Origin of the sequence: Flagellimonas aurea, assembly GCF_017313785.1 — a bacterium.
Lineage (GTDB): Bacteria > Bacteroidota > Bacteroidia > Flavobacteriales > Flavobacteriaceae > Flagellimonas > Flagellimonas aurea.
On sequence record NZ_JAFLNL010000002.1, the window covers coordinates 560,293 to 584,511 of the forward strand.

Sequence of the window (24,219 nt, forward strand, 5' to 3'; positions counted from 1 at the left end):
TTTTATTTTGCGGTTGGTAGCTCTTCCAATATCAATCTGCTTGGGCCACCGCTGTAAGGTTGTTGACCTCTCCTTGAATGGCCACTTGAGACGGACTTACCACCATGCCCGGTCTTATCTTTTGTAGATTGTTGACAATGACCTTGTCGTCCGGTGATATGCCACCCCTTACGATCCTAAGCCCATTGGAATGCAAAGGGCCCAATGTTACTGCCTTGCTTACTACTTGGTTGTCATCTGACAGGGTGTAGATATACCGAATGGATTGATTGGTGCCTATAATCTCATCGGGGACCATCATTGCCTTATGTTCCTCACTGCCTACCAATTTGGCCTTACCGTACATTCCAGGCTCCAACAAATGATCTTTGTTTTCAAGTACCGCCCTGCTTTCAATGGTTCCAGAATTCATATCAATTTCGTTGTCCACAAAATCCATTTTGGCCTCGTGAACAAATTCGTCCTCGTCCAATAATTTGATAAAAACGGGCAATGCTTCAGACCGTGCCTCGCCACGTTCCCCATTTCTTGCCAATCGTACATATTTTAAGTAATCCGATTCACTTCCTGTAAAATAGAAATGTATGGGGCTAGTTGCAACGATAGTGGTCAACACGGTAGAATTAGCGCTGCCTCCATCAATAATATTGCCCTCATTGACCCTGTCCCGGCTGACCAGTCCAGAAATAGGTGCCTTTACTTCCGTGAATTCCAAATTGAGTTTGGCATTGTCGACCTTTGCCTGTGCCAATTGGATACTTGCCTCTGCATGTACAAGGGCCTGTTTTCTTCTGTCGTATTCTTCAATGGACAGCGCTCCTGTTTCCCTTAAAGATTCCACTCTCTCAAAATTGTCCTGTGCGGTTTTCAGGGAAGCCAAAGCTTGGGCATAATTGGCCTTGGCCTCATCCAAAGCAATTCTGTAAGGTCTTTGGTCGATGACAAAAAGTGTCTGTCCTTTTTTAACAAGTTCACCGTCCTGGAAGTTGACTTTTTCCAAAAAGCCGCTCACACGAGCACGTACCTCTACCCTGCTGCTGGCCTCAAATCTACCGGTGTATTCGTCCCATTCGGTAATGCTTTCATATATAGGCTTGGCGACCTCTACCGGAAGTGCCGCCATCCCCGATTCTTGTTTTTCAGTTTCATTTTCAGCACTTGTGAAAGCATAAATGAATACTGATATCGCCAAAACCATAACACCTATGGTCAGGTTTTTCTTTGTGTTTAAATTTAGTCGTATCATGATTTCTACTTTGATTTTAGATTAGGTGAACAAAATTATAGGAGGGGTTGCCATTCTTGATAACCATATTATTTTCAAAAATGACCAAAATCTTAACTACGGACCATGGTTGGTATTATTTGGTCAGTAGCTGCGAATACTGCCAATATATCCAAGTATCCGTTCAAGGTTTTTGAACGCATGGCATCATACATTCCGGAAAGGGTTTTTCTATCTAGGTTATTGATAAAGTACAGTTGCTTTTCCAAAAAATAGGTCTTGAACTGTATGCTGTTGTCCGAACTTCTTGCTGCACGTTTAAAGTGCCTTAACAACTTGGTCTTGCTCAGGGTTGTGTCCCTGAAATAAAACACGGAATTATCAGATCTGGAGTCCTTAAGTTCCTGCCGGTAGTTAAATTCTTCCTTAAGTGCAATATCGTTTGATAGTTGCTTGAAGAGTTGCAAGGAATTTTCGACCATTTGATTGGTTTCAACACCAGTGTCGGTTGTTTGTGCTTGGGCGCTTATCCCTATCATAACAAAAGATAGCAGCACTTTGTTTATAAAATTGATTGTTTTCATGGTTCCCCGATTTGATTCCATCATTATTACATGACAAAATTAGCTGGTCAATCAGCGGTCGTGGTAACCAAAAAAGGGAAGGAAATGACCAAAATCTAATCTATATGAAGATAATGATCAACAACATCCAACCCAGCACATAGCCATAGGGAATCGGGGCGCTCAAAAGCAGTATTTTGTACAACAGTGCAAACAATCGCTCAATTAGAGAGGACCCTTTATGTACATAATACAAACAAAAACACGGACATTAATGTCCGTGTCTTATTAACTAAACTACTAAATCAAATTAATTGAACTAAAATTTAATTGAACCATTCCTTATCGGGCTCAGGTCCTAATTGATACTCTAATTTCGCCCCTTTTTTTAGTACATCGAGCGGTATCTGGTTAGTATGGCGCTGCGTACCATTCACCTTTAGGGATTGTATGTAATGATTTTCAGGAAGGTTGTCCTTAGTTTCTATGGTTATGGAGCTGCCCCAACCTGATTTTATTTCTATTTTATCAAAGATTGGGCTTGTCAATTGAAAGACTGGGTCGATTTCCACCAGTCCTTTCACGTCAAATAGGCCTATGGCAGCCATATTATACCAGGCTCCCAACTGCCCCTGGTCCTCGTCCTGACCATACCCATATCCATGAATGGGTTCCACACCATAAAAACCATCGCAAATCTCACGCACCCATTTTTGGGTAAGCCATGGTTTGTCCGTAAAATTGAAGAGGTAAGCAATATGAAGATTGGGCTGGTTCCCTTGATTATATAAATAATTCAATCCAGCAAAGGCATCGATTTGTTCACCTCCAAACTTCGTTTTTTCGGATACCGTAAAAATGGAATCCAATCGTTTTACAAACTTTTCCTCTCCCATCTTCTCCACAAGTTCCTTGGGTTGATGTGGGACATAAAAGGTGTATTGCCAAGCATTTCCTTCTTGGTAACCGATCCAAGGGGCAAAAGGGTCAAAGTCATCTAGAAAATTACCTGAGCTATCCTTTGGTCTTATAAAATCGGTTTGTTCGTCGTAAAGATTTTTCCAATTCTCGGAAAGTCTCATCAATTCTTCGTATTCCTTTTGTTTCCCCAAGGCTTTGGCAAACTGGGCCACGGCATAGGAACTGAAACAATACTCCAGCGTATGTGACACGGAAAATCCCGACCCTTCGGGTGTAGTTTCCATTCCCGGGATATAATTGATATACCCATTTTCCACAAAACCTTTTAAATCGGTTTTGCCGGCTCCTTCTATCCTATTTTTATAACGGACCTCATTTTCATAGGCGGCCTTAAACGCCAGTTCCACATCGTAATCCCGAATACCTGCCTGATAAGCGGATGCTATCATCAAACTCACAAAGTTGGTACCAACACCGGATACAAAACGGGAATTCGCTAGGCCATCTCCCATCCAACCGGAGTTTTTGTATACGGCAAGGTGGGTTTGAACCAAATCGTTATAATATTCAGGCCATGCAAGTGTCCATAATTGGGTAAGGTTCCAAAAGGCTCCCCATATAGCGTCGGTATTGTAAAAGTTAAATTCCGGATTTCCGTTTGCATCCAATGGAATCTGACCTATACTTCCATCATTTTCTGGAAACTGCCCGTTTACATCGTTTGCCAATCCCCTACCTAATAAGGCATGGAACAAACCAGTGTAAAATTTGGTCTTGTTGACCGTTGAAGTATCAGTGACCATAATTTTTGAGAGTTCGTCTTCCCACGTCTTAGTTGCCGTTGAAAGGGCTTCATCAAATGTCAAATTCTCTGCTTCTGCATTGAGGTTTGCCAATGCATTCGCTGCTGAAGTATAGGAAAACCCTGCTTTGATTTCAATAGCTTCATTCTCTTCCGTTTTAAATCGAAGATAGATTCCAGCACCTTCTCCTTTTTGATCAAGCACATCCTTGAATTGTTTATCGCTAATGAATGTTCCTGCCTCTTCTGCTTTTTTGTTTATCTCGCCTGCCACGAACATTTTTACCTCAGCACCTTGCTGATATTTTTGAACATATTTGGGGTACGTGATCACCCATCCCGTGAATGTACGGTCTTCGGGATTATAAGTTACTTCGGCATCTTTTACGTCGCCACTTTCCCCCAACTCGTTACCGATGTCCAAAATAACATAGGCACTGTCAGATTTTGGGAATGTGTATTTATGGAACCCCACGCGTTTTGTAGCCGTAAGTTCGGCCGTTACATCGTAATCTTTAAGTTTTACTTTGTAATAACCGGGGCGGGCAATTTCATCTTTTCTATCAAAACTGGAACGATAGCCTGTTTCGGGGTTTTCCATGTCACCCGGGGTTGTTTTTAGATCTCCTGTCATGGCGGTGAACAAAAAACCACCAATTTGAAATTCATGCAGGTTGGCAAATCCCTCGATGGTATTATCCCTTGAATCATAGCCCGTAGCTTCCCAACCTTGCTCATTTCCTAAGCTTCCATTAGTTGAAGGTCCCAGTTTCGCCATACCAAAGGGCATGGAAGCAGGTGTATAGAAAAACCATCGACTATGGGCGGTACCGATATTAGGGTCCACATAACCAAGAAGTGAATTCTCCGCAGTATCTTTCTTTACTCCATCTGCTTTTTTTGAAGTTTCGCAAGACACGAACAAAACGGCACAGGCAATCAAAAATCTATAAATCATTTAACCTCTTTTTTTAATAATATAATATGTAACAAAAACATATAGTGCAGACAATACGAGCACTACAAAACTCAATTGAACTCCAAAGGATTTATTGATCAATCCCATGATCGGTGGTATAACCGCTCCTCCCACAACTGCCATGATCATCAATCCGGAGATTTCGTTGGCACGTTCGGGCATCTTGTTTACCGTAAGTGAAAAAATCAATGGAAAAAGGTTCCCTGAGGTCAGACCAATCAGAAAAATAACTACTTGAGCCATCAGGCTTGATGTTGAAAAAACCAGGACTACAAGTAGCAGAATGGTCAGTAAGGACGACCAGTACAAAAACTTGAGATTATCAATTTTAGACAATAGGAGTGCGCCTAAAAACCGGGTTATCATCAATGCCGTAAAATAGATGCTTATACCTATGGATGCCTGTTCCAAGCTTATCCCAAACTGGGACGTAAGAAGATTTTGAATGTTGGTGTTCATGCCTACATCAAGCCCTACAATCAAGAAAATGGCGAGTACCATGGCGGCAATAAATGGATTCTTCAATAATTTGAGTGCCGAACCAAAGGTAGCCCTCTCTTCCGAAAATGATTCTTCAACAGGGGTCAGCATCAACCAAAGCCCTGCAATTGAAGAAGTAATGCCGTATACTAAAAACACAAGTTTCCAATCGCCATACCGAGATACGGCAAAGGTCACGATCAACGGGCCAACAAGTGAACTAATGGCCTTTATGAATTGGGACAGGCTCATGAAACTGGAAAAACGGTCCTTGGCCACTACATCCTGTAGCAATGGGTTTGAAGAAACTTGAATAATGGTGTTCCCTATTCCCAACAATACAAAGCAGACCAATAGTATAGCATAAGAATAATAGACAAAGGGCAAAAACATGCCCACAGTAGTAAAAAGTATACCAAAGAGCAATACTTTGCGCTTGCCTAAATTATGTTGCAGCACACCTACGGGTATGGATAGGAAAAAAAACCATACGAATACCATAGAGGGAATCAACTGTGCCATTTCCGGTGAAAGATTAAAATCACGTCGTGCAAAACCAGTGGACACCCCAACAATGTCCACAAACCCCATAACGATGTAGCACAAGAGTACAGGAAACACTACCTTAAAATTCATCTTTTTTGTATCCATTACATCAATTTTAAGGTTTCCGATATCCCAGCATAATAATGTTCATCCAACAAAAGGGCACTTCCCATAATCGCTGCTTCCTCTCCAAATTCTGACACATAAATCTCATCAACCCCTTTCAACGCATCTTTTAATGCAGGGCCAAAGAATTCAAACGCTTTGGAAATGTTACCTCCAAAGACCAAGACATCGGCTTCAAATTCCTCAATATAAGGGTTGATGAAATCGGCCAGTCGGGTTCCAAAATCGTTAAAGACTTTACGGGCATTGGGGTCTACATCAACCAATTCGCAAAGTTCCTTTACATTTTTTAGTCTCTTACCCGTCTCTTCTTCAAAAGCATTGATAATGCCCCTTGTGGAGAAAAGATCGTCCGCGAACACGTTTTGATAATATTGGTTGTAAAGGAAACCTCCTTCGGGAACTTGTTTATCCTTTATGATGGGCTTACCGTTCAACAAAAAACTAGATCCCAATCCCGTGCCCAATGTTATCGCAATTGCTTTTTTATATTTTGATGCTTTACCTATCAATGCCTCGGCAACGGAGAATGCGGTTGCATCATTTATAAACCTAATCTGGGAGGGCTGAATCTTAAGCCTATCGGCCAACTCCAAACGGAGATTGACATCGTACAGGGACTGAAGTTTTTCAACATCGGTGATTTTGCTAATTCCATTATAATAATCAAACGGACCGGGCATGGCCACTCCTATGCCACTTATTGGTTTGCCCAGACCTTGAATGGTGGTCTGCAATGCATCTACCCATCCGGTCAATATTTCTTCTTTTGTGCCTTGGGAGTTTATCTTCTTATAAGAAAACGTTTCCCTACATAAGGTTTTGTTCTCATGGCTATACGCACAAGATGAAATATGGCTTCCTCCTATATCAACTCCTATACTGAACATCTACTCTTTTATTCAATTACTGGAAAAACAGTATTTCCGATCAAAATCCATTTATGATTCATTTTCATATAAGGCCACCACGCCGTAAGCTTCTATCAAAGCTGCTTGATGAAGTAGCCAATAGTAACGGCCTTCGCTATTACCTGACCAGTCTTCAAAAAACTGTCCTTCGGCATTTCTTGCATTATCCCAAGCATAATCCATGTTTTTAATGAAAACGTCTATGTATTCATCCGTTTTGGAATCGTATGCCGATAATTGTACAAAAGCGGACAATAGCTCTACATTGAACCAAGAGTCGTGGGTTTGATAAAATATTTGCCCATTGACGACGCTTGTAAATTTGGAGTAGGCAGATCGTGCCGTGGCAATGGCTTCGTTCAAGTATTCCTGATCATCGGATATTTCATAGAGGTTGACCCCTGCCATAATCATCAAGGCTGCATTGTAAGTCCACTTTGTAGTATTTATTTGCTCTGTTCCTATATTGATATCGTTCCAATATAGGTTATCGCCGGGATCTCTTAAGGTGTTATGGTTCCACTCGTACACCCGTTCCGCAAAAGTTCTGTACTGTGACTCGTTGGTCAATTGATACATTTTGCTGGTTACATAGGCCGCATATGCGCTTGTATTGGCCGCTTTCATACAATTGGGTCCATCTGTACAATTTGTGGATTCCCCCTCAAACCAGTACAATCCGCCGCCCATTCGGGAATCTTCACCGGACATAATAAATTCTGTAACGGTCTTGGCCCTGTTCAAATAAAAGGCATCCCCCGTAAGCTCGTAAGCTTTGATGAGTTCCATGGCCACAATGGCACTATCATCATAATAATGATCGGTCTGTCCCTCGGTCACGGGAGCTGCTTGGTAAGTGGGCAGAACACTTCTGTCATCATAATAGGCCTCAAGGCCGGAAAACTCCTTATCCAAAATAGACCTGTCGTACCCTAGCTCATAAAGCACATTGCCAGCCGTGAGCATTCCCACATAGGGCCATAAGTAGCTATAAGAAGGATCTCCTGATTGTGATGGAAAATTTTCTTTATATAAATCCTCTTTTTTATAAAGGGATTGGATCATATCATAAACGGCCTTGGCCTTTTCTTTATGGCTCAAGGATTCCTCTTCTTCGGGAACCGGGTTTTCAGTTTCTTCGTTTCCTTCTTCCAACTGATCTTCAATGGAGGGGTCGCTGCTACAACTGACCCCCCATAAAAACAACAAGGAACAAAAAAATGTGATTTTTGAACTTATCATATTCTGTAATTATTCTTGTATTAATTCTTGGTAATAATTTTCAGCCTTGGGGTCAAACACTACCCTGACGGTAAAATTTGCACCGTTCAAGGCATCTGGAAATTTCCAGGCTCCTTGCCAATAGGCGGCCTCTGGTCCCAAGAAATACACATTATTGTAATATTCCGGTTCGCCTCCGTTGGGTCGTCCATTGTATCCTTCAAGCCCGGGAACCAAAGAGCCGTTCATTGCTTCGTTGTGCATACTTCCCAGATAGGAAACCTGTCCATCTCCCAGTTGAAATTGATATCGGTAGCGTTCTTCCTCCCAACCTAACCAATCCGGTGCATCGGGGGATTCTGGCGTTAAGAATTCAAAATAGGCGTTGGTAGCTTCAAAAGTATGATTTCCGACGTATTCAAGGTCTGCCTTAACCGCTTGATTGGCCAAAATATACAATTGAATGTTAGAAATTTCGACAAAGGAAATAGTGGCTTTGGCCAAATCCATACGTACCCTGTACACACCCTCTTCCATATCAAAAGTGGTAGGATCATCCCCTGATCTGATCTTTCCTTCCGAATTGATGTAATAATGGGTCAAGTCTTCAGCTGAAGCATTGTTTCCATTGACGATATAAAATTCGCCTGGAGAAAGTCGGGTTACCGATTCAAAAACGCCAGGTTGAAAATTATCATTGGGCAATTGATTGGAAATCTGCTTGAATGCCACTGCACTTGGAATATCGGATGCTTCGGTAGCAGAACCGTATACGTACATGTATTCTGGAAATATCGCCAGCCCTTCAGGTCGCTTCAAACTAAGTGTAGAAGGCTCGGTGAAATTCTCCCTGAAATAGCTGCTCGAGGCTTCGACCGTCCATGCCACATCACCTGTTTCCAATTGTTGAATACCAGCTTCTGCCGCTATGATGTTCATCCGCGAGGTGCTCATGGTAAAAGTAGTGGCGCCACCGCCATTATCGGACGGCGATGTATACAATGGGTCGCTAAAATCCCCGCCCGGTCTATCAAACTTTATGGTATACAATATGGTACCACCATCATTGGCCTGTGCCGGGGTCCATGAAAAGATGATATTGTCACCGTTCTCAAGGTCGATCTCTATAGTCTCATTATTACCTGGGCTTTCCAAGGAACCCGTTAGTGCAATTTCTGGATCTAAAGTGTAATCGTCATTATCACATGAAACCAATGTCATGGATAAAACCATCAATGTCAAAAGTGACTTTAGTATTGTTTTCATTACCAATTAGGGTTTTGGGTTAGATTGTCATTTATATCTCTCTCACTAAGAGGAATGGGCCACAAATAGTGTTTTGCGGGGTCAAAGTTTCTCTCATCCACTCTAATGTATCCATCGTCGACAATGCTGTCGTCCGTTTTAATACCGTGGGCCCAACCGTTGAGCACCTCTTCGGCAATTTCCCATCTTCTGATATCGAAAAATCGATGTCCGCCTTCAAATGCCAGTTCTATTCTTCTTTCGTTCCTTACAATTTCCCTTAACAGGTTTTGGTCATTTCCGGGAAACACAAGTGCATCCCCTTGAAGTCCGGCCCTTGCTCTTATGGCACCAATGGTAGCATCCCAATCCGCCTGACTGAATGTTCCCAACTCTATTTTTGCTTCAGCTAAATTCAAGAGTACTTCGGCATACCGAATCAAAATTAGGTTAAGACCTGAATTAACTTGGTTCCGGGCCATGGGATCGTAGAACTTGTGCACATAATATCCGGTCGGCGTACTATTGGATGAATAGTTCAGTCCATCCGGTTCATCGCCTGGAGAAGTTCCTATGACTATATCATTGCCTTCAAAATCCTTCATAGTGTATTCATCATAAATAATTGTCGCGGACAATCTTGGGTCACGATTTTGATATGGGTTGTTCTCATCATAATTTGCTTCTGGCTCATCAATACCATATCCATTTATGGTTGGATAGGCATCCACCAGTTCTTGCAAAGGGGAAAAATTGGCATACCCTCCCAAACTCGGTGGTATCAATGAATATTGATTGTTGTGTTCCCTAAATGTAGGGATGTACTGAAGGCTCAATAAAATTTCGTTGGCTGATTCATTTTCCGTTTTAAAAAGGTTAGCATAGCTGGGAAACAACGAATAATCGCCCAACAGTCCTTCTGCCAACGTTGCCGCCATCCCATAGTCTTCATTGTACAGGTGGACCCTGGACTTAAATGCTATTGCCGCATCTTTTGTTATCCTACCACTTTGATCGGCCGGATAACTATTCGGAAGACCATTGATTGCCGTAGTAAGTTCATCATAAATGAAGTCTAAAATCATTTCGCTATCGTCCCGTTCAAGGGTAAGCGACTCTTCTATACTAATTTCATCCGTAACAAGAGGGACATCGCCATACAGTTCTATAAGGTTGAAGTAGTGCCAAGCTCTAACAAATCTCGCTTGAGCGGTAAGGGCTGTTCGTTGGTCTTCGGTGATTTCAGCAACTTCATCAATGTTGTTGAGAAATATATTGGTTCTACGTATAGCTTCATATCTCCCGGACCACACACCTGCCACTACGCCATTTGCGGTGCCGTAACTTCCGCTGGCAATATTACGGTAATCTTCCATGGCCTTGGTATAGGCGTCGTCCGAAAGTGCGTTGAAGTATAGGTAGTCTTGTGCCGACATTAAATCAGCATAAATCGAGTTCAGGAATATTTGCGCATCCTCCTCGGTATCCCAATAATTCAATTCGCTCTGCGAATCCATTGGGGATAGATCCAAATCTGAAGAACATGCGGAAAATATCCATATGACACTTAGAAATAAAAATATTTTTTTCATGATGTTTTTTTTAGAAATTAATGTCTAGTCCCAAAGAGAAGATTCTGGACACTGGGTATACCCTTCCACTTGCCCCTGTATTTTCTGGGTCTACGCCAATAGCGTTCAACGGACTGAATGTGGCTATGTTCAAGCCGGTGAGATACAATCTGATTTTGCTCAGTCCCATCTTCTCAACCGCTAGATCAGGTATGGTATACCCCAATTGAATGTTCTTGATTCGAAGATAGTGGGCATCAAAAATGTAGAAATCAGATTTTGCCGCATTGTTCACCGATTCTGCACCGACTGTAAGTCTTGGATATGAAGCATCCATGTTTTGTGGGGTCCAACGATCAAGATGGCGATTGAACACAGGTCCTTCGTTACTGTTATGGAATGCCTCGATCACTTCTCCCCGCAGCCATTGCTTTCGCTGTCCCACACCTTGAACGAAGATTGAAAAGTCAAACCCGTTCCAATTCGCGGCATAAGTTGCACCATAAGTATACCGAGGAAATTCATTGCCAAGGATAAAACGGTCGTTGTCGTAATCGATTTGTCCGTCTCCATTGCGATCAACGTATTTGATATCCCCGGGGTCTACATCATTTACAAAAATCGGAGTAGGGCTATTGGCTATTTCCTCATCTGTGTTAAAGAAACCATCACTCTTCAATGCGTAGTAGGAATTGATGGAATATCCTTCCCGTAAAATGGTATTGACATCAAAACCATTTATAAATTCGCGACCTCGGAGATCTTCGACTTCATTCTTGTTATCAGCAACATTAATATTTAATGAATGGTCAACTTCCCCTGTTTGGAACCTATAACCCAAACTCAACTCCCAACCTCTATTTCGTACCGATCCTGCATTTTGGAAAGGCTGTCCTAGACCATAAGTCCCTGGAACTGGCAATTGGAGCAATATGTCCTCCGTAAGATTATCAAATAACTCAACGGTCAGGTCAAAACTTCTATTGAACAAGGATAGGTCTATACCCAAGTTTTTCATGGTTGATGTCTCCCATGTCCTATTACTGTTGCTTACGGAATAATAAGATCCGGAAACAGGCATGCCACCAAAACTGTAAACATTACTATTGATGTTAACCAAACTTTGATAGCCATATAGATCGTTGATGTCCTGATTGCCCAACTGCCCCCAAGAAGCTCTAACTTTGGCAAAAGAGACAAAATCAACGGATTCCATAAAAGCTTCATTGCTTATGGTCCATCCGGCGGAAACCGAAGGAAAAACACCCCAACGGTTCTTCGATGAAAATCTGGACGACCCATCGTACCTAATATTACCATTGATTTGGTAACGGCTATCATAGGAATATCCAATTTTACCAAAGAAGGATTGGATAGACCATTCATTTCCAGAACCATTGGCACTCTGGATATCACTGGCATTGCTGATTACTCCAAACTCATTTCCAGGAATATCGATTCCCGTAACACCAAAAAACTCACTTTTGAAACTTTCGGACGAAGCTCCCAACATCATGTTGAAACTATGCTTTTCATTAAAATCCTTGCTGTAACTAGCCGTCAAGAAAGGATTTAAATACAGGGACCTATTATAATTATCGGTTACCGAATTTTCATTGTTTCCCCCTCCTGGGTATGCAAAGTCTATGGCTTTGCGGAACTGATGCGTTTTATTGCTGGTCAAGTTACCACCCAAAACACCTTTTAATATTAAGTTTTCGACCGGTTCATATTCTATACTGAAATTCCCCAGAAACTCATCATTCTGATATTTGGTGGTCCCCCCTACCTCAAGTTGGGCCAAAGGGTTGCTGTTACTTCCACTTACAAGGGTGTAATCACCATTTTCGTCCACAATGTCATAAATGGGAGGTATACGCATGGTGGGCTCAATGATCCACTGTTCAAAATATGCATTGTCCTTGATATCATTTCGGGCAAATGACATACGCCCGCCCAACTTCAATTTATCATTGACCTGCTTTTCCAAATTTATTCTGGCGTTATATCGTTGGTAGCCATAATCAGGACCTTTGAACATGCTTTCTTGGTCCACATAGCCGAGCGATACCAAATAGTTAAGACCATTTTCTGCACCGCTCATGGACAGGTTGTGGCTACTTTGCAGTGCCATATCCTTGTATATCTCACGGTTCCAGTATACATTGGGACCATTCTCCTTGTAATCCAAAATCTGTTCCGGTGTAAACGCAGGTTGAAACCCTGAGTTCACCAAAGCCTCGTTACGTAATGTGGCGTATTCCCAAGAAGAGGCAAATTCAGGAAAATTGGTAGGCGTCTGCACTCCATAAGATCCTTGGTATTGAAATACAGGCTTTCCTGACTTCCCTTTTTTAGTGGTCACCAATATCACACCGTTGGCCGCACGGGAACCATAAATAGCGGATGAGGCGGCGTCTTTAAGAACACTTATGCTCTCAATATTGTTGGGGTTCACATTATTTAGAGAACCGATTACACCATCGACCACAATCAAGGGAGTGTTTCCATTGATGGTACTTACACCCCTAATGTTTATCTGGGGGACAGAACCGGGCCGGGAGGTTGTATTTTGAATGATCAATCCTGGCGACTCTCCTTGTAACGCCTGATAGGAATTGCTCACAGGTTTCCCTTGAATGGCAGTCTCATCGATGGTACTGATGGCCCCGGTAAGATCTGCCCGTTTTTCCGTACCATACCCTACTACGACAACTTCGTCCAAATTGGAGGTATCCGATTCAAGTGTTATCGTTAATGGCGTATCGCCTTCAACAATGATTTCTTGTGGTTTATACCCAATATAAGATACAAGAAGTACATCGCCTTCATTTGCGGTAAGGGAAAATTGGCCTTCCATACCCGTACTGGTTCCGTTAGTGGTTCCCTTGACAAGGACATTGGCCCCAAATATGGGTCCCAGTTCATCGGTCACCTTACCGGTAACGTTAATTTCCTGTGCGAATCCACAATATGTGAAAAGTGCCAGCAAAATCACGGTAGCATAAGACCTTTTTATAACAAAGCCCCTCTTGCAGTCCACCATTGCTGGAGCAACTGTCAGCCCATTTGAAGGAATCCCCGAAAAGAACCTCCAAAAATGGCATCCATTCCTTAAAAAGTTAGTTATTGATTTCATACGTTTGTTTTAAGCTAATTTTTAGTTTTTTGTGTGCGTTTAGTTGTACTACTGAGTGCGTTTTCGTTTGTTTTTCATGGTGTTTATTTTAGAAATGCGTTTATGACTTTGGCCCTACCTTGGCCCAAATTTTTCAACTTGAAGCTTTTAGCAGCAGCTGGAACAACAAAAGTTTCGGCATAAGCAAGTGTTTCCACATGACCGTTTTCAGTTTCCAATTGAATCCGGTCCCCTTCGACCAACATCATTACCTGACATGAGTTTTCGGTGCTTCTTTCAATAATTGCATCGAATTCAAGTCTTCTGACGTCATAGAAATGATCGGGATGGGTTGGGTAATTGGTAATGGAATGATCCGAGGTCTCTTCGGCCACATAAGTTTTAGAGAAAAGCTCCTTGGGTACATTTTCTCCTTTTCTATCAAAATTCAGGTTCTTAAAGGCATGCTCAATATTGATAGGACGTGGTTTTCCATTGAGGTCCAATCGCAACCAATCGTACATTTTGAAGGTGAAAATATATGGGGTAGCACTGATTTCCAGCACCATATTACCAGAACCTGCACTGTGTACGGTTCCATTGGGAATAAGGTAAAGCTCATGCTTTTTGGAAGGGTGCTTTTGCACATAGTCGACAATGTCCAATTCAACATTCTCATCCTGACTACGTATAAGATCTGCCTTGAATGCTTCTGGATCTATGTCGTTTTGAAATCCCAGATAAACACTGGCATCTTCCTTACAGTCCAAAATATAATAGCATTCATCCTGTGTTATGTTCTCCCCAAATTCCTCTTGAATGTAAGTAAGACTGGGGTGACATTGGATGGATAGATTCCCTCCTTCATAGGTATCCAAAAAATTGAAGCGAATGGGAAACTCGGTTCCAAAGGTTGCTTGATGCCTGCCCAACACATTTTTGGATTCTTGGTTCATCAGAAAATCAAAAGAAATCTCGAGAAGGTTACCATCACTTTCAAAAAGCAGTCCGTTTTCGGGAACGATCAAAGAAAATGCCCAAGCATAATTGACGACATCTTTGTTCAAACCAGATATGTGTTCCTTCATCCATTCACCTCCCCATGCTCCTGGCTCAAACCAAGGCCTTACCCTGAATACAGAAGTGGCCATCACTTTAAGAGCTTCCTTGATATCGTTCATGTGCGACCATGTAATCGTACTGCTGAACTGCGCATCTACAATGACATCTATTTTGGAGGACAATCTCTCTTTCTCTTGGTTCAAAACCACCCAATCAATAAAGTAGTAATGTTTGTACATTTTAAAATCCACATTGGAAGATGAAATACCCAAATTGGTTATTGAACCAGCCCTCATTCGGTACTGCAATTCATTTTTTGGTAAATCAAAATAAACCAACGGGCAATCCCAATCCACTAAACTGGCCCCGCTCCCGTATACTATATTGATCATATTTTGATCATTGGGCTGGACGGTCCTAAGCTTTTCCCTATCAAAGTAATCCACAAGGGAAAAATCACATTTTCTCCCCCATACCGATTCCTCATCCCCTAAAAAGGGAGCGACCATGGATATAATTTCATTTTCATCCTTTAAGCATTCCTCAATTGCGATGGCATTGACTTTAAAACCCTTGCTTTTTATAGCATCACATATTTTATGGGCCACAATCTCCCATGCTACCCCTGAAAACCCATCAAGGCAAACTGTTTTGTGTTTGATAATAAAATCTGCAAGCCCTTCGTAACCTTCGAAAACTTTTCCGCTTCCCATATGATGACGCGGATAAATATCATATTGGCCATCTTGATGCAGGCTTGAAACTTGAGTAGGGGGTAATATATATTGGTCGGTCTTACGCTTTATTCCCAATGTGCTTTTGCTTTTTTCTTCGTTCTGAATCATTAAATCAACAAATAAATTATAATGTACTTATGTACAAACATAATAATTTATTTTATTTAGATCATGATGTTTTAATAAAAAGTTGCTTTTGTAATTTGGAAAGTGCTTGATTATTGAGGATAATATTAGGAATTTAACAATCCCCTATCGACTACTTTCAACCGAATAAATAAAACTATCGGATTTATAATAGCCAAAATTGAACTCAATGGGGCGTTCCCCTTGATCAAAAACAAATCGTTTTCTGAACAACACAGGAGTTCCTATTTCAATTTCAAGTTTTTGGGACACCAACTCATTGGATGCTGTTGCGCTGATTTCTTCTTTGGATAGTGACGCTATTGTTGAATGCTCTTGTTCAAGCATCTCATACAGGGGCATTTTAAAATCCTCTTCACCTGTTAGCCCAATTCGGGGATGAAAGTAGGATACAAAATAAACGAAAGGCTCGTCTGGCTTTCCTCTTACCCGTTCCATCTTAAGAACTTTTTTGTCTTCAGGAATATTAAAAAAGTCAACAACATTGGAGGGGGGCTTTACCCAACTTAAATGCAGTTCAAAATTCCGTATCGGAATCCCCCTTACTTTCATTTCCTGCGAAAAGCTCAACCAATTATTGGAACGCGAACTTACAGGCTGTGGTGCAACTCGAGTACCTGCCTTTTTCTTCCTGACCAACAGCCCCTCAAATACAAGCTTTTTGACTGCTTGCCTCACGGTAGATCTGGAGATTGCCAGTCGTTTGCTCAATTCAACTTCGCTGGGAAGTGTCTTTCCCTTTTGGTATTCCTCCTGTGCTATTAATTCACGGAGCAATTGCTCAACTTGGGCGTGCAAGGGAACTGGACTTTTGTGGTCTATTTCAAATTTCATTTGGCATCTAAATTATAATACTGCTTTTTAATGTTTGCACATACAATCAAAAATAACACTATATCAGCGTTTTTCATTTATATGCATCAACATTTAAAAGAAACCTGGGAATACTCTATTAGTTATGTACATAGTTGTCCTTTGACATGTTCCTGCCATCCGGTCCTATGATTTTTACATCTAATCCCAATCCTCCCTTAGCTTGGAAATAATGGAGCGAAAGTTTATGATATCCTTTTTGAAGCGGTAGATCTATCGTTTTGGTATCCATGGCGTGGTGCCCATCATGTTCAATGACCTTCTTATCATTGATCCATAGCATGGAACCATCGTCCGATGTCAAATGAAAGGTATAAATACCATCCTCCATAAGGCGAACGTACCCATCGAATGTCAAGCCAAAATCGCTCTCCCGAGTTGCTTTGTCCAAACCAATGCCGTCTGCAATACCTGATTTCAATGATTCGAGTTGACTAAAATCTGGCAGATAATCCCATTGCCCTTGGTAATAAGAATATTTCAAGCCCTCCTGAAAATTGTCACCCAGTTGAAACTGTGGTGGATTCAAGGAGTCTACTTTTTCAAACTGCTTCTGCGTTACTTTACTCTTTTCATTACCGTCTATAGACCTTGCCTTCAGCAATGATGTTGCATTGACCCATATGGGTTTGGTATATTTATTTGAACTATCTGTAGGATCTGAGCCGTCTAGCGTGTAGTATATGGTCTCTCCTTTTCGATTTGCCAATGCGACTTTCTCATGCTCCAAAAACAACGAGTGATCGGAAGAAATGACTACCGGGGAAACCATATTATCGTTATGAACATTATAAAGGAATTCCACGGGCAATTTTATGATTTCACGATCATAGGTTACCAGACCATTTACTTCCCCTTCCACATCGGATAGCTGCGTGTACACCACTGCACTTGCCGCATTGCCCTGTTTCATATGCCATACATTGTCCCACAGTTCTTGATATGAGTTTTTAAACTCCAACGTATCCGTCATCTCACGGTAGCCCCAATTGTTCGACTGCCATAGGTGTTCTGGAACTGCCAATCCAAGGCCTCCAAATTCTCCCAATACGGTCGCCCGCTTTTCTTCCACCGGATAAATATCGGGGCCGGGATAGCTGTGCATGTCAATAATGTCCCCAACGTTATGATCTGTCCATCCGCTGGCATTGCTCACCAATCTTGTTTCATCCATATCTTCTACCCAATGGGTGAGCCTTTCTGTGTCGTACTGTCCCCACCCTTCATTGAAAACGACCCACATCACAATGCTCGGGTAGTTATAAAGATCATCCACCATGGCTTTGAGTTCGCTTTCAAACTGCTGCTTGTCTTTCGGGGTAAGCCTTTCTTCAAAATCTTCGTGTGGGTAAACTTGCGGCATATCTTGCCAAACCAGCATTCCCAATTTATCGCATAGGTAATACCAACGTTGGCTTTCGGTTTTTGCATGTTTGCGCAACAAGTTAAAGCCCATCTTTTTAAAGGTTTCAATATCCCATATATAAGCTTTTTCTGTAGGCGGTGTCATCAAACCATCGGGCCAGTACCCTTGATCCAGCACGCCGACTTGAAAATAAGGTTCGTTGTTCAATAGTATCTTGGTATCATTGTTTTTATCTTTTCCCAAACTGATTTTACGCATGGCCACATAGCTGGAAAACTCATCGGTAATGGAATCATCATTGACCAATTGTACTTCCAAATCATACAGAAAAGGCTGCTCTGGGCTCCATAATTTCGGCTCTGGGACCTGAAGTATAATATGCTCTCCTGGGGAGCCTTCTGTTTCGGTAACCAAATGATCTCCATCCTTTAGGACCAGCTTGATGGTTCCTTTCCCTTCTGTGGTATCAGCAAAAAAATCAATTTGCCCTTTATCGATATCCGATTCCACTTTGAAGGACTGGATATGGTTCGATGAAACTGGTTCGACCCATACCGTTTGCCAAATACCGGTCGTGGAAGTATAAAAAATTCCTTCAGGTTTTTTGACCTGTTTTCCTACGGGCTGTAAACCATCATTGGAAGCATCATGAACCTTGACCATCAATTCTTGCTCACCTTTAGTTAGATACTTGGTGATATTAAATGAAAAGTGGTCGAAAGCGCCCTTATGCTCTCCAACTTTTTGTGTGTTGACATAAATGGTAGCATGATAATCCACTCCCTCGAAATTCAATATGACTTGATTATCCCAATCCTCCGGTACCGTAAATGTTCTGCGATAGAGAAGGTCATCCGTTTTTTTTTTGACTCCGGAGAGATAGGATTCCACCGCGAATGGAACTAAAATAGTATCCGAAAGTGCCGTACCAAAAGGAATATCTTGCTTTGGAGAAGTATCAATTTGCCAATACCCGTTTAGATTCATCCATTCCTTACGTTGTTGGATAGGACGGGGATATTCGGGCAAAACATGGTTTGGGTCTACCTGATCGGTCCATCTGGTTTTTAAAATGGCTTCGGAACCCATGTTCGACCCATCTTTTTTTTCCTCCATTTTACAGCTAGTCAACAAAATAAGGAATAACAGTCCTGTGTGTAAAAAATATGATTTCATAATCTATTAAATGCGTTTCGGTTGTTCTATCTAAGGTATTTGTTTTATGGCAATGAGCGTTGCTATTAATTCTTTGTTCGAATTAAAACCTCTCCTCCCTTTTCAAATATGGAATGATCGATAAAGTAGCCATCTATTTTTGTTCCATTGACATATATGCCTTTGAGTGCTCTCGTGTTTCCTTCCAATATGATTTTCACATTCTTACCGTCCTTCAAATGCCAGGTTACCGTGTCAAAAATGGGAACAGTAACCAGGTATTCAGGGTCCGTAGGGGAAAACGGATATAGACCCAATGCATTGAATACGTACCAGGAAGACATTTCCCCGGCATCATCCATACCGGAAAGTGCCAGGCCTTCTTTACCAATTCCATAATAGTCGGACAATAATTTATCGATGACCGCTTGGGATTTCTCTGGCTTTTCAATAAAATAATAGGAGAACGGAGCCTCGTGCCCTGGTTGGTTTCCTTGGCTATATTGCCCCATAAACCCTGAAACATTTCGTGCAATATGGTTGGGGTTCCATTTATAGGAAAAGAGCGAGTCCAGTTTTTCCTCAAACTTTTCACTGCTTCCATATTGGTCGATAAGGCCATGCATATCGTGGGGTACAAAAAAAGAAACCTGCCAGGCATTGGCCTCTCTGTACATATACTCGTAATACGGGTATTCTGGATTGAAGGGAGTGATCCAATCTCCATTTGCCAATCTACCCCGCATAAAATTGGTTTTCCGGTCAAATACGTTCTTATAGTTGTTAGATCTGTCAAATAAATCATTTTGGTGTTCCGAATCACCCATTTCTTTTGCCAATAACGAAAGGGAATAATCATCATAGGCAAATTCCAAGGTTTTGGACACCCCTGCCTTTCCTTTGGATTCGGTGTTGGGCTCCTGTATTTTGGGATCCGAAATATACCCTAGTTCCATATACTCTTTTATATACGGACGAGTTCCTCCTTCTTTATAAGCATTGTTAAGTAGAAGCTCATATGCTTTTTCCACATCAAAATCTTTTATGCCACGCAAATAAGACCCCGTTATGAAAGATGCTGCATGATCTCCGTGGAAAAATGTAGGGATAAATCCGGTAACCTTCCCCCTGTCGATAAGCGATTCGATAACATCCGATGTTACTTCTGGCCTCAAAATCTCCATCAACACTACTTTATTTCTATAGGTATCCCATAATGAAGGTATGGTATAGTACTGAAAATCCTTATTCTGAATATTTCCTGAAGCATCCACAAAGTCTCCGTTACTGTCACTTCGTAATGCTGGCCATAAAAAAGATTTATAAAGGGAGGTGTAGAAGATTTCCTTTTCCTTTTCGGATCCGCCCGCAACCTCAATTTGATTAAGGAAATCCGACCATATTTTTTTCCCCTCACCAAACACTTCATCAAAAGATTTGGCCCCAACTTCTTCTTCCAAATTCAGCTTTGCATTAGCAACGTTCACATAGGACAATCCCATCTTTATGGTAACTTTTTCCTTACTATTGTCCTTTAAATGTACTATAGCGTATCCTTTGGGTTTTCCAAGGTTGGTCGATGCAATGCTATCAATAGCACCATCGATTCGGGCAAAAAAATGAATCTTATCCCTGCCCACCTTCTGAAAACCACTGATTTCGTTGGACGATACTTTGGAAATCTCCCAATGGGAAACATGGTTGTTGGCAGTTCCCAAATCAAACAATATTCTTTTCCCATCAGCCTTCCCATATTGATATTCATGTATGGCGGCCCTAAGTGTTGAAGTCAATCTTACATTGATATCATAATTCTGTAAATGAACCTGATAGAAATCGGGGGAAGCCGATTCATTATCATGTGAAAAAGTCCCTTTGTAGGGAGCTTTTGCTTGGGAAGAAATAGGCAGAACTGGTAGATTGCATAAATTCCAGTGTCCCTTGTTGGTATGGGCAAACCCCAAAATTTCAGTATCCTCATACTCATAACCTGCTCCTGTACCATATTCCGTGATTGGACTTAGCTGTACCATAGCGTTTGGCAATGATGACCCTGGGTAAGTCAAACCTGCCCAAACCCTCCAACCTTCGGGCGGTGTATATCCAATGATAGCCTCGTCCAAAAGAGGCGCTGTTCCCATAAATGTATTCACATATTCGTAGGGTGTTTTATCAAGATGTGCAGGTTTACCATCTGACTTGGTCTTATCTGTTTTACACGAACTTAATATCACGGATATACATAGAAACAGTATAGGTTGTTTAATTTTCATGGCATTGGTTAAAAAGAGATGAAACACCCGCTTGTTGAATGATCAGCAATTGTTTCATCTGAATAAATATGGAGGATATTTTTCGTTATTATGTACGAACATAATAATTAATTTTGATACTTCAACTTTTCTGCTCAAAAAATAGCTGGATTGCATTAGTGTAACTTACTTGTAGAATAACACCTATTATCCACTAAGACCTTGTTGCGAATACTGTGGTTAGACCCTTGCTTTTCTATACTGATACGTACATGGATAAGAACAAGGCCGTTGTTTTTTATAGTTTTTTTGTGGAAACCAGTACTGAATATGTTGGAGTATTTTATCTGCTCAACTACCCATAAAAACAGTAATGATCTAAAGCTATCTGTTTTCAACTTTAAAAACTTAATTACTCATCCTCAAAGGCAATCTATAGTTGAACGCTTTGTAACACTTTCTATAAAAGTGTAACCGACAGATACTATATCTAAAATTTTTGTAGCTTAATGTTCCTTAAAACATAGGGTATGTATGTTCATGTTAACGGGACGAGAATAATATTGATACCTTATTTGATGACCGATTATAATGTCTGTATTACATTTATTCGGAAAAATAACATAAATCTATACGGAACGATAATTTGCAAAATTTGGGCATAGCCAGCTATTTTGGAAGAATATGCCCAACAAAGTTCAGCATATAAACAAGTTGTAGTGCATTTAAAATCCATTCCGAATAACATATGAATTATAGAAAAATACTAGATTTCATTAAAAATGAACAAAAATCTGGAAAAGTATTTGTTGGCTTAATCTCAGTTATTATTCTTATCGGAATTGGAAAACAATATTGGGAACAGAAACAAATATTTGAGGATAGAGGGACTACAACAGGAATTATAACTGAATATCTTGAAGCTGGCTGGCAATATGATGCACTACTCTATGAATACACTGTGAATGGAAAAAAATACCAAAATAGTGTTGGAGTCTCTCGTAACACCGACAAAAAAGCTGGAGAAAAGCTAAAAATGAAATTCAAAGTTTATTATGCAAAATCTGAACCAAGACTTAGCGTAATTAATTTAGCTGAACTGGAAGAATATAAAACATATGTAGAGTTTTTTGATTTTTAAAAACGCACTACAACACTGGCTACAATTCATTGTTACCTCCTACCTTGAACTAAATTCCCTACTTTTAAGAAAACTAATAATAACTGGAATGCTTTCGTTACGCGGCTATGGCTCGCTGGAAAATCGCACTGGCCCACGCCGTCGCTCACCAGCCGCCAACCACAACGAAATCATAGCCGAGAACCGTGTGTCAGCTAAGAAAAAACACGAAAGAATAGAGTTTAACCTAAAATGAAAGTAAATCCGAAAAAACGAACCGAAAAACTTTTGCTAAGACAATTTGACGAGAACGACATAGAAAATGTTTTCAAAGGACTTTCACACACTGACGTTATCAAACATTACGGAATAAGTTTTGACAGTTTAGAAGCGACAAAAGAACAAATGACTTGGTTCGCTGACCTTGAAAAAGACGGAACAGGAATGTGGTTTGCTGTTTGTTCCTTAGACAACAAAACTTTCTACGGTGCAGGCGGACTTAACAGTCTAAGCAAAGAACATAAAAAAGCGGAAATCGGTTTTTGGTTGTTGCCAGAATTTTGGGGATATGGAATTATGAAAGACGCAATGCCATTAATTTGCGACTTCGGTTTTGACAAACTCGGACTTCATAGAATTGAAGGGTTTGTGGAATCGGAAAACGTAAATTGCAAAAACGCAATGGCTAAGCTTGACTTTCAACACGAGGGAACAATGAAAGACTGCGAAATCAAAAACGGAAAATTTATAAGTTTAGACATTTACGCTAAAATAAAGAATGAATAAAAAAGCCGAACACATAACATTGGCTATAAACAATTGGGGCAAAAGTGATAAAACGAAAGTATGAGCATAAAATAAAGGTCGGTGCTTAAACGAAAAGTTAAGGCATAATAACCCCAACTGTTCATAGCCTTGACCGTTTTGCCTACAATACGTGGAATGTAAATAACATGATTAAAATTATAGAGAATGACAATCCGATTAAACTGGAAATAGGTAGGGATTCCCTTTATCTAGCGACTGCGATAGCGACGTATATTGAAAATAATCCAATGGAGAGTGATTTTTTCTGTATGCGCCCAGACATTGAAGAAAATATATTTGCCGAAGTATTGGGTGTTTTAAGACAAGCCAGAAGTAGTATGAATAAGCATGATACGATAGGTTTTATATATTTGGATAAGGGGCAATATTGTGTACTGGAGGCCATATTTTGGTTTGGAAGGAACTTTGGTGATGACGTGGCAGAACTAGAAGAGTTACATGATGATATTTGGAATGTTGATATCCCCTTATCGAAAATATAATTTATCTTCCTATTGAGGTAAAGTGAACGTAATAAGCTTTGATATCAAAAATATCGAAGAAGATTCATACATTAAATGTCCTGAAAAAAATTCAAGAAATGTATGATGCGTTAATCAAATGTACTTTTGGGGAGTAGAAAAATTGAAAATGAGGAATGAAAACAGAAACACGAAAAGAAAACTTAAAGAAAACGGGATTGAAAATCTGATTCCAAACATTGCGTGGAACTGAATAGCGCTACGGAAAAAACGACCGAAAAACAACACGTGGAACCGAAGCAGGACGCTGAATCACAAAAACGTGGAATACAAATACGTCCGTTTAAGAAAAGGCAGATAAAACAAAAAGTACTGTAGGCAACAATGCATCCTATGAAAAGCCATAGTCCAGTTTCTCAAAGATAGTCAATATGTTCTTTTTGTCTTAAACCACTTTTTTCTTTTAGTATAACTTGCTCGGCATCCTATATGTGATACACTCTTTTCTGT

Annotated in this window: 16 protein-coding genes; 3 read left to right on the top strand and 13 right to left on the bottom strand. The window is 40.8% G+C overall.

What is annotated here, in order from left to right:
- Positions 1-31: 31 nt before the first annotated feature.
- From J0656_RS05735 to J0656_RS05795, 13 genes are all read right to left on the bottom strand, one after another.
- Positions 32-1,246: an efflux RND transporter periplasmic adaptor subunit gene (locus J0656_RS05735; protein ID WP_207032190.1), complete on the bottom strand. Its 1,215-nt coding sequence runs from the start codon at positions 1,244-1,246 to the stop codon at positions 32-34.
- A gap of 92 nt (positions 1,247-1,338) precedes the next feature.
- Complete coding sequence (locus J0656_RS05740) at positions 1,339-1,809, bottom strand: hypothetical protein (RefSeq protein ID WP_207032191.1); 471 nt, start codon at positions 1,807-1,809, stop codon at positions 1,339-1,341.
- 305 nt (positions 1,810-2,114) lie between these two features.
- A complete protein-coding gene (locus tag J0656_RS05745) occupies positions 2,115-4,469 on the bottom strand; it encodes a GH92 family glycosyl hydrolase (RefSeq protein WP_207032192.1) in 2,355 nt (784 codons plus the stop codon).
- Positions 4,470-5,621 carry an MFS transporter gene (locus tag J0656_RS05750; RefSeq protein WP_207032194.1) on the bottom strand — a complete coding sequence of 384 codons (1,152 nt, stop codon included), beginning with the start codon at positions 5,619-5,621 and terminating at the stop codon, positions 4,470-4,472.
- Positions 5,621-6,532, bottom strand: coding sequence for an ROK family protein (locus J0656_RS05755; protein WP_207032196.1), 912 nt, complete (start codon positions 6,530-6,532; stop codon positions 5,621-5,623). Before J0656_RS05755 ends, J0656_RS05750 begins: the two co-directional genes overlap by 1 nt.
- Positions 6,533-6,583: 51 nt before the next feature.
- Complete coding sequence (locus J0656_RS05760; RefSeq protein WP_207032197.1) at positions 6,584-7,795, bottom strand: glycoside hydrolase family 76 protein; 1,212 nt, start codon at positions 7,793-7,795, stop codon at positions 6,584-6,586.
- A gap of 9 nt (positions 7,796-7,804) precedes the next feature.
- Positions 7,805-9,040, bottom strand: a complete 1,236-nt coding sequence (locus J0656_RS05765; protein ID WP_207032199.1) for a SusE domain-containing protein — start codon at positions 9,038-9,040, stop codon at positions 7,805-7,807.
- Complete coding sequence (locus J0656_RS05770) at positions 9,040-10,611, bottom strand: RagB/SusD family nutrient uptake outer membrane protein (RefSeq protein ID WP_207032200.1); 1,572 nt, start codon at positions 10,609-10,611, stop codon at positions 9,040-9,042. The genes J0656_RS05765 and J0656_RS05770 overlap by 1 nt, the downstream gene beginning before the upstream one ends.
- 10 nt (positions 10,612-10,621) lie before the next feature.
- Positions 10,622-13,729: a SusC/RagA family TonB-linked outer membrane protein gene (locus tag J0656_RS05775; protein ID WP_207032201.1), complete on the bottom strand. Its 3,108-nt coding sequence runs from the start codon at positions 13,727-13,729 to the stop codon at positions 10,622-10,624.
- Between the two features lie 83 nt (positions 13,730-13,812).
- Complete coding sequence (locus J0656_RS05780; protein ID WP_237688855.1) at positions 13,813-15,615, bottom strand: class I mannose-6-phosphate isomerase; 1,803 nt, start codon at positions 15,613-15,615, stop codon at positions 13,813-13,815.
- 144 nt (positions 15,616-15,759) lie between these two features.
- Positions 15,760-16,488: a GntR family transcriptional regulator gene (locus tag J0656_RS05785; RefSeq protein WP_207032202.1), complete on the bottom strand. Its 729-nt coding sequence runs from the start codon at positions 16,486-16,488 to the stop codon at positions 15,760-15,762.
- A 118-nt stretch (positions 16,489-16,606) separates the two neighbouring features.
- Positions 16,607-19,009, bottom strand: a complete 2,403-nt coding sequence (locus J0656_RS05790; protein WP_207032203.1) for a PA14 domain-containing protein — start codon at positions 19,007-19,009, stop codon at positions 16,607-16,609.
- Between the two features lie 125 nt (positions 19,010-19,134).
- Positions 19,135-21,321: a GH92 family glycosyl hydrolase gene (locus J0656_RS05795; protein WP_207032204.1), complete on the bottom strand. Its 2,187-nt coding sequence runs from the start codon at positions 21,319-21,321 to the stop codon at positions 19,135-19,137.
- Between the two features lie 727 nt (positions 21,322-22,048).
- On the opposite strand from J0656_RS05795, the gene J0656_RS05800 reads away from it, so the two are divergent.
- The 3 genes from J0656_RS05800 to J0656_RS05810 all read left to right on the top strand — a co-directional run bounded on the left by J0656_RS05800 (position 22,049) and on the right by J0656_RS05810 (position 23,730).
- A complete protein-coding gene (locus J0656_RS05800) occupies positions 22,049-22,441 on the top strand; it encodes a hypothetical protein (protein ID WP_207032205.1) in 393 nt (130 codons plus the stop codon).
- 231 nt (positions 22,442-22,672) lie between these two features.
- Positions 22,673-23,206 carry a GNAT family N-acetyltransferase gene (locus J0656_RS05805; protein ID WP_207032206.1) on the top strand — a complete coding sequence of 178 codons (534 nt, stop codon included), beginning with the start codon at positions 22,673-22,675 and terminating at the stop codon, positions 23,204-23,206.
- 167 nt (positions 23,207-23,373) lie between these two features.
- Positions 23,374-23,730: a hypothetical protein gene (locus J0656_RS05810; protein ID WP_207032207.1), complete on the top strand. Its 357-nt coding sequence runs from the start codon at positions 23,374-23,376 to the stop codon at positions 23,728-23,730.
- Positions 23,731-24,219 lie beyond the last annotated feature (489 nt).

Coding starts and splice junctions, on each gene's coding strand:
- J0656_RS05745 (WP_207032192.1), bottom strand. CDS start 4,469: ATGATTTATAGATTTTTGATTGCCTGTGCCGTTTTGTTCGTGTCTTGC.
- J0656_RS05790 (WP_207032203.1), bottom strand. CDS start 19,009: ATGGAGGAAAAAAAAGATGGGTCGAACATGGGTTCCGAAGCCATTTTA.
- J0656_RS05795 (WP_207032204.1), bottom strand. CDS start 21,321: ATGAAAATTAAACAACCTATACTGTTTCTATGTATATCCGTGATATTA.
- J0656_RS05780 (WP_237688855.1), bottom strand. CDS start 15,615: ATGATTCAGAACGAAGAAAAAAGCAAAAGCACATTGGGAATAAAGCGT.
- J0656_RS05785 (WP_207032202.1), bottom strand. CDS start 16,488: ATGAAATTTGAAATAGACCACAAAAGTCCAGTTCCCTTGCACGCCCAA.
- J0656_RS05765 (WP_207032199.1), bottom strand. CDS start 9,040: ATGAAAACAATACTAAAGTCACTTTTGACATTGATGGTTTTATCCATG.
- J0656_RS05810 (WP_207032207.1), top strand. CDS start 23,374: ATGATTAAAATTATAGAGAATGACAATCCGATTAAACTGGAAATAGGT.
- J0656_RS05735 (WP_207032190.1), bottom strand. CDS start 1,246: ATGATACGACTAAATTTAAACACAAAGAAAAACCTGACCATAGGTGTT.
- J0656_RS05800 (WP_207032205.1), top strand. CDS start 22,049: ATGAATTATAGAAAAATACTAGATTTCATTAAAAATGAACAAAAATCT.
- J0656_RS05775 (WP_207032201.1), bottom strand. CDS start 13,729: ATGAAATCAATAACTAACTTTTTAAGGAATGGATGCCATTTTTGGAGG.
- J0656_RS05740 (WP_207032191.1), bottom strand. CDS start 1,809: ATGAAAACAATCAATTTTATAAACAAAGTGCTGCTATCTTTTGTTATG.
- J0656_RS05755 (WP_207032196.1), bottom strand. CDS start 6,532: ATGTTCAGTATAGGAGTTGATATAGGAGGAAGCCATATTTCATCTTGT.
- J0656_RS05760 (WP_207032197.1), bottom strand. CDS start 7,795: ATGATAAGTTCAAAAATCACATTTTTTTGTTCCTTGTTGTTTTTATGG.
- J0656_RS05750 (WP_207032194.1), bottom strand. CDS start 5,621: ATGGATACAAAAAAGATGAATTTTAAGGTAGTGTTTCCTGTACTCTTG.
- J0656_RS05805 (WP_207032206.1), top strand. CDS start 22,673: ATGAAAGTAAATCCGAAAAAACGAACCGAAAAACTTTTGCTAAGACAA.
- J0656_RS05770 (WP_207032200.1), bottom strand. CDS start 10,611: ATGAAAAAAATATTTTTATTTCTAAGTGTCATATGGATATTTTCCGCA.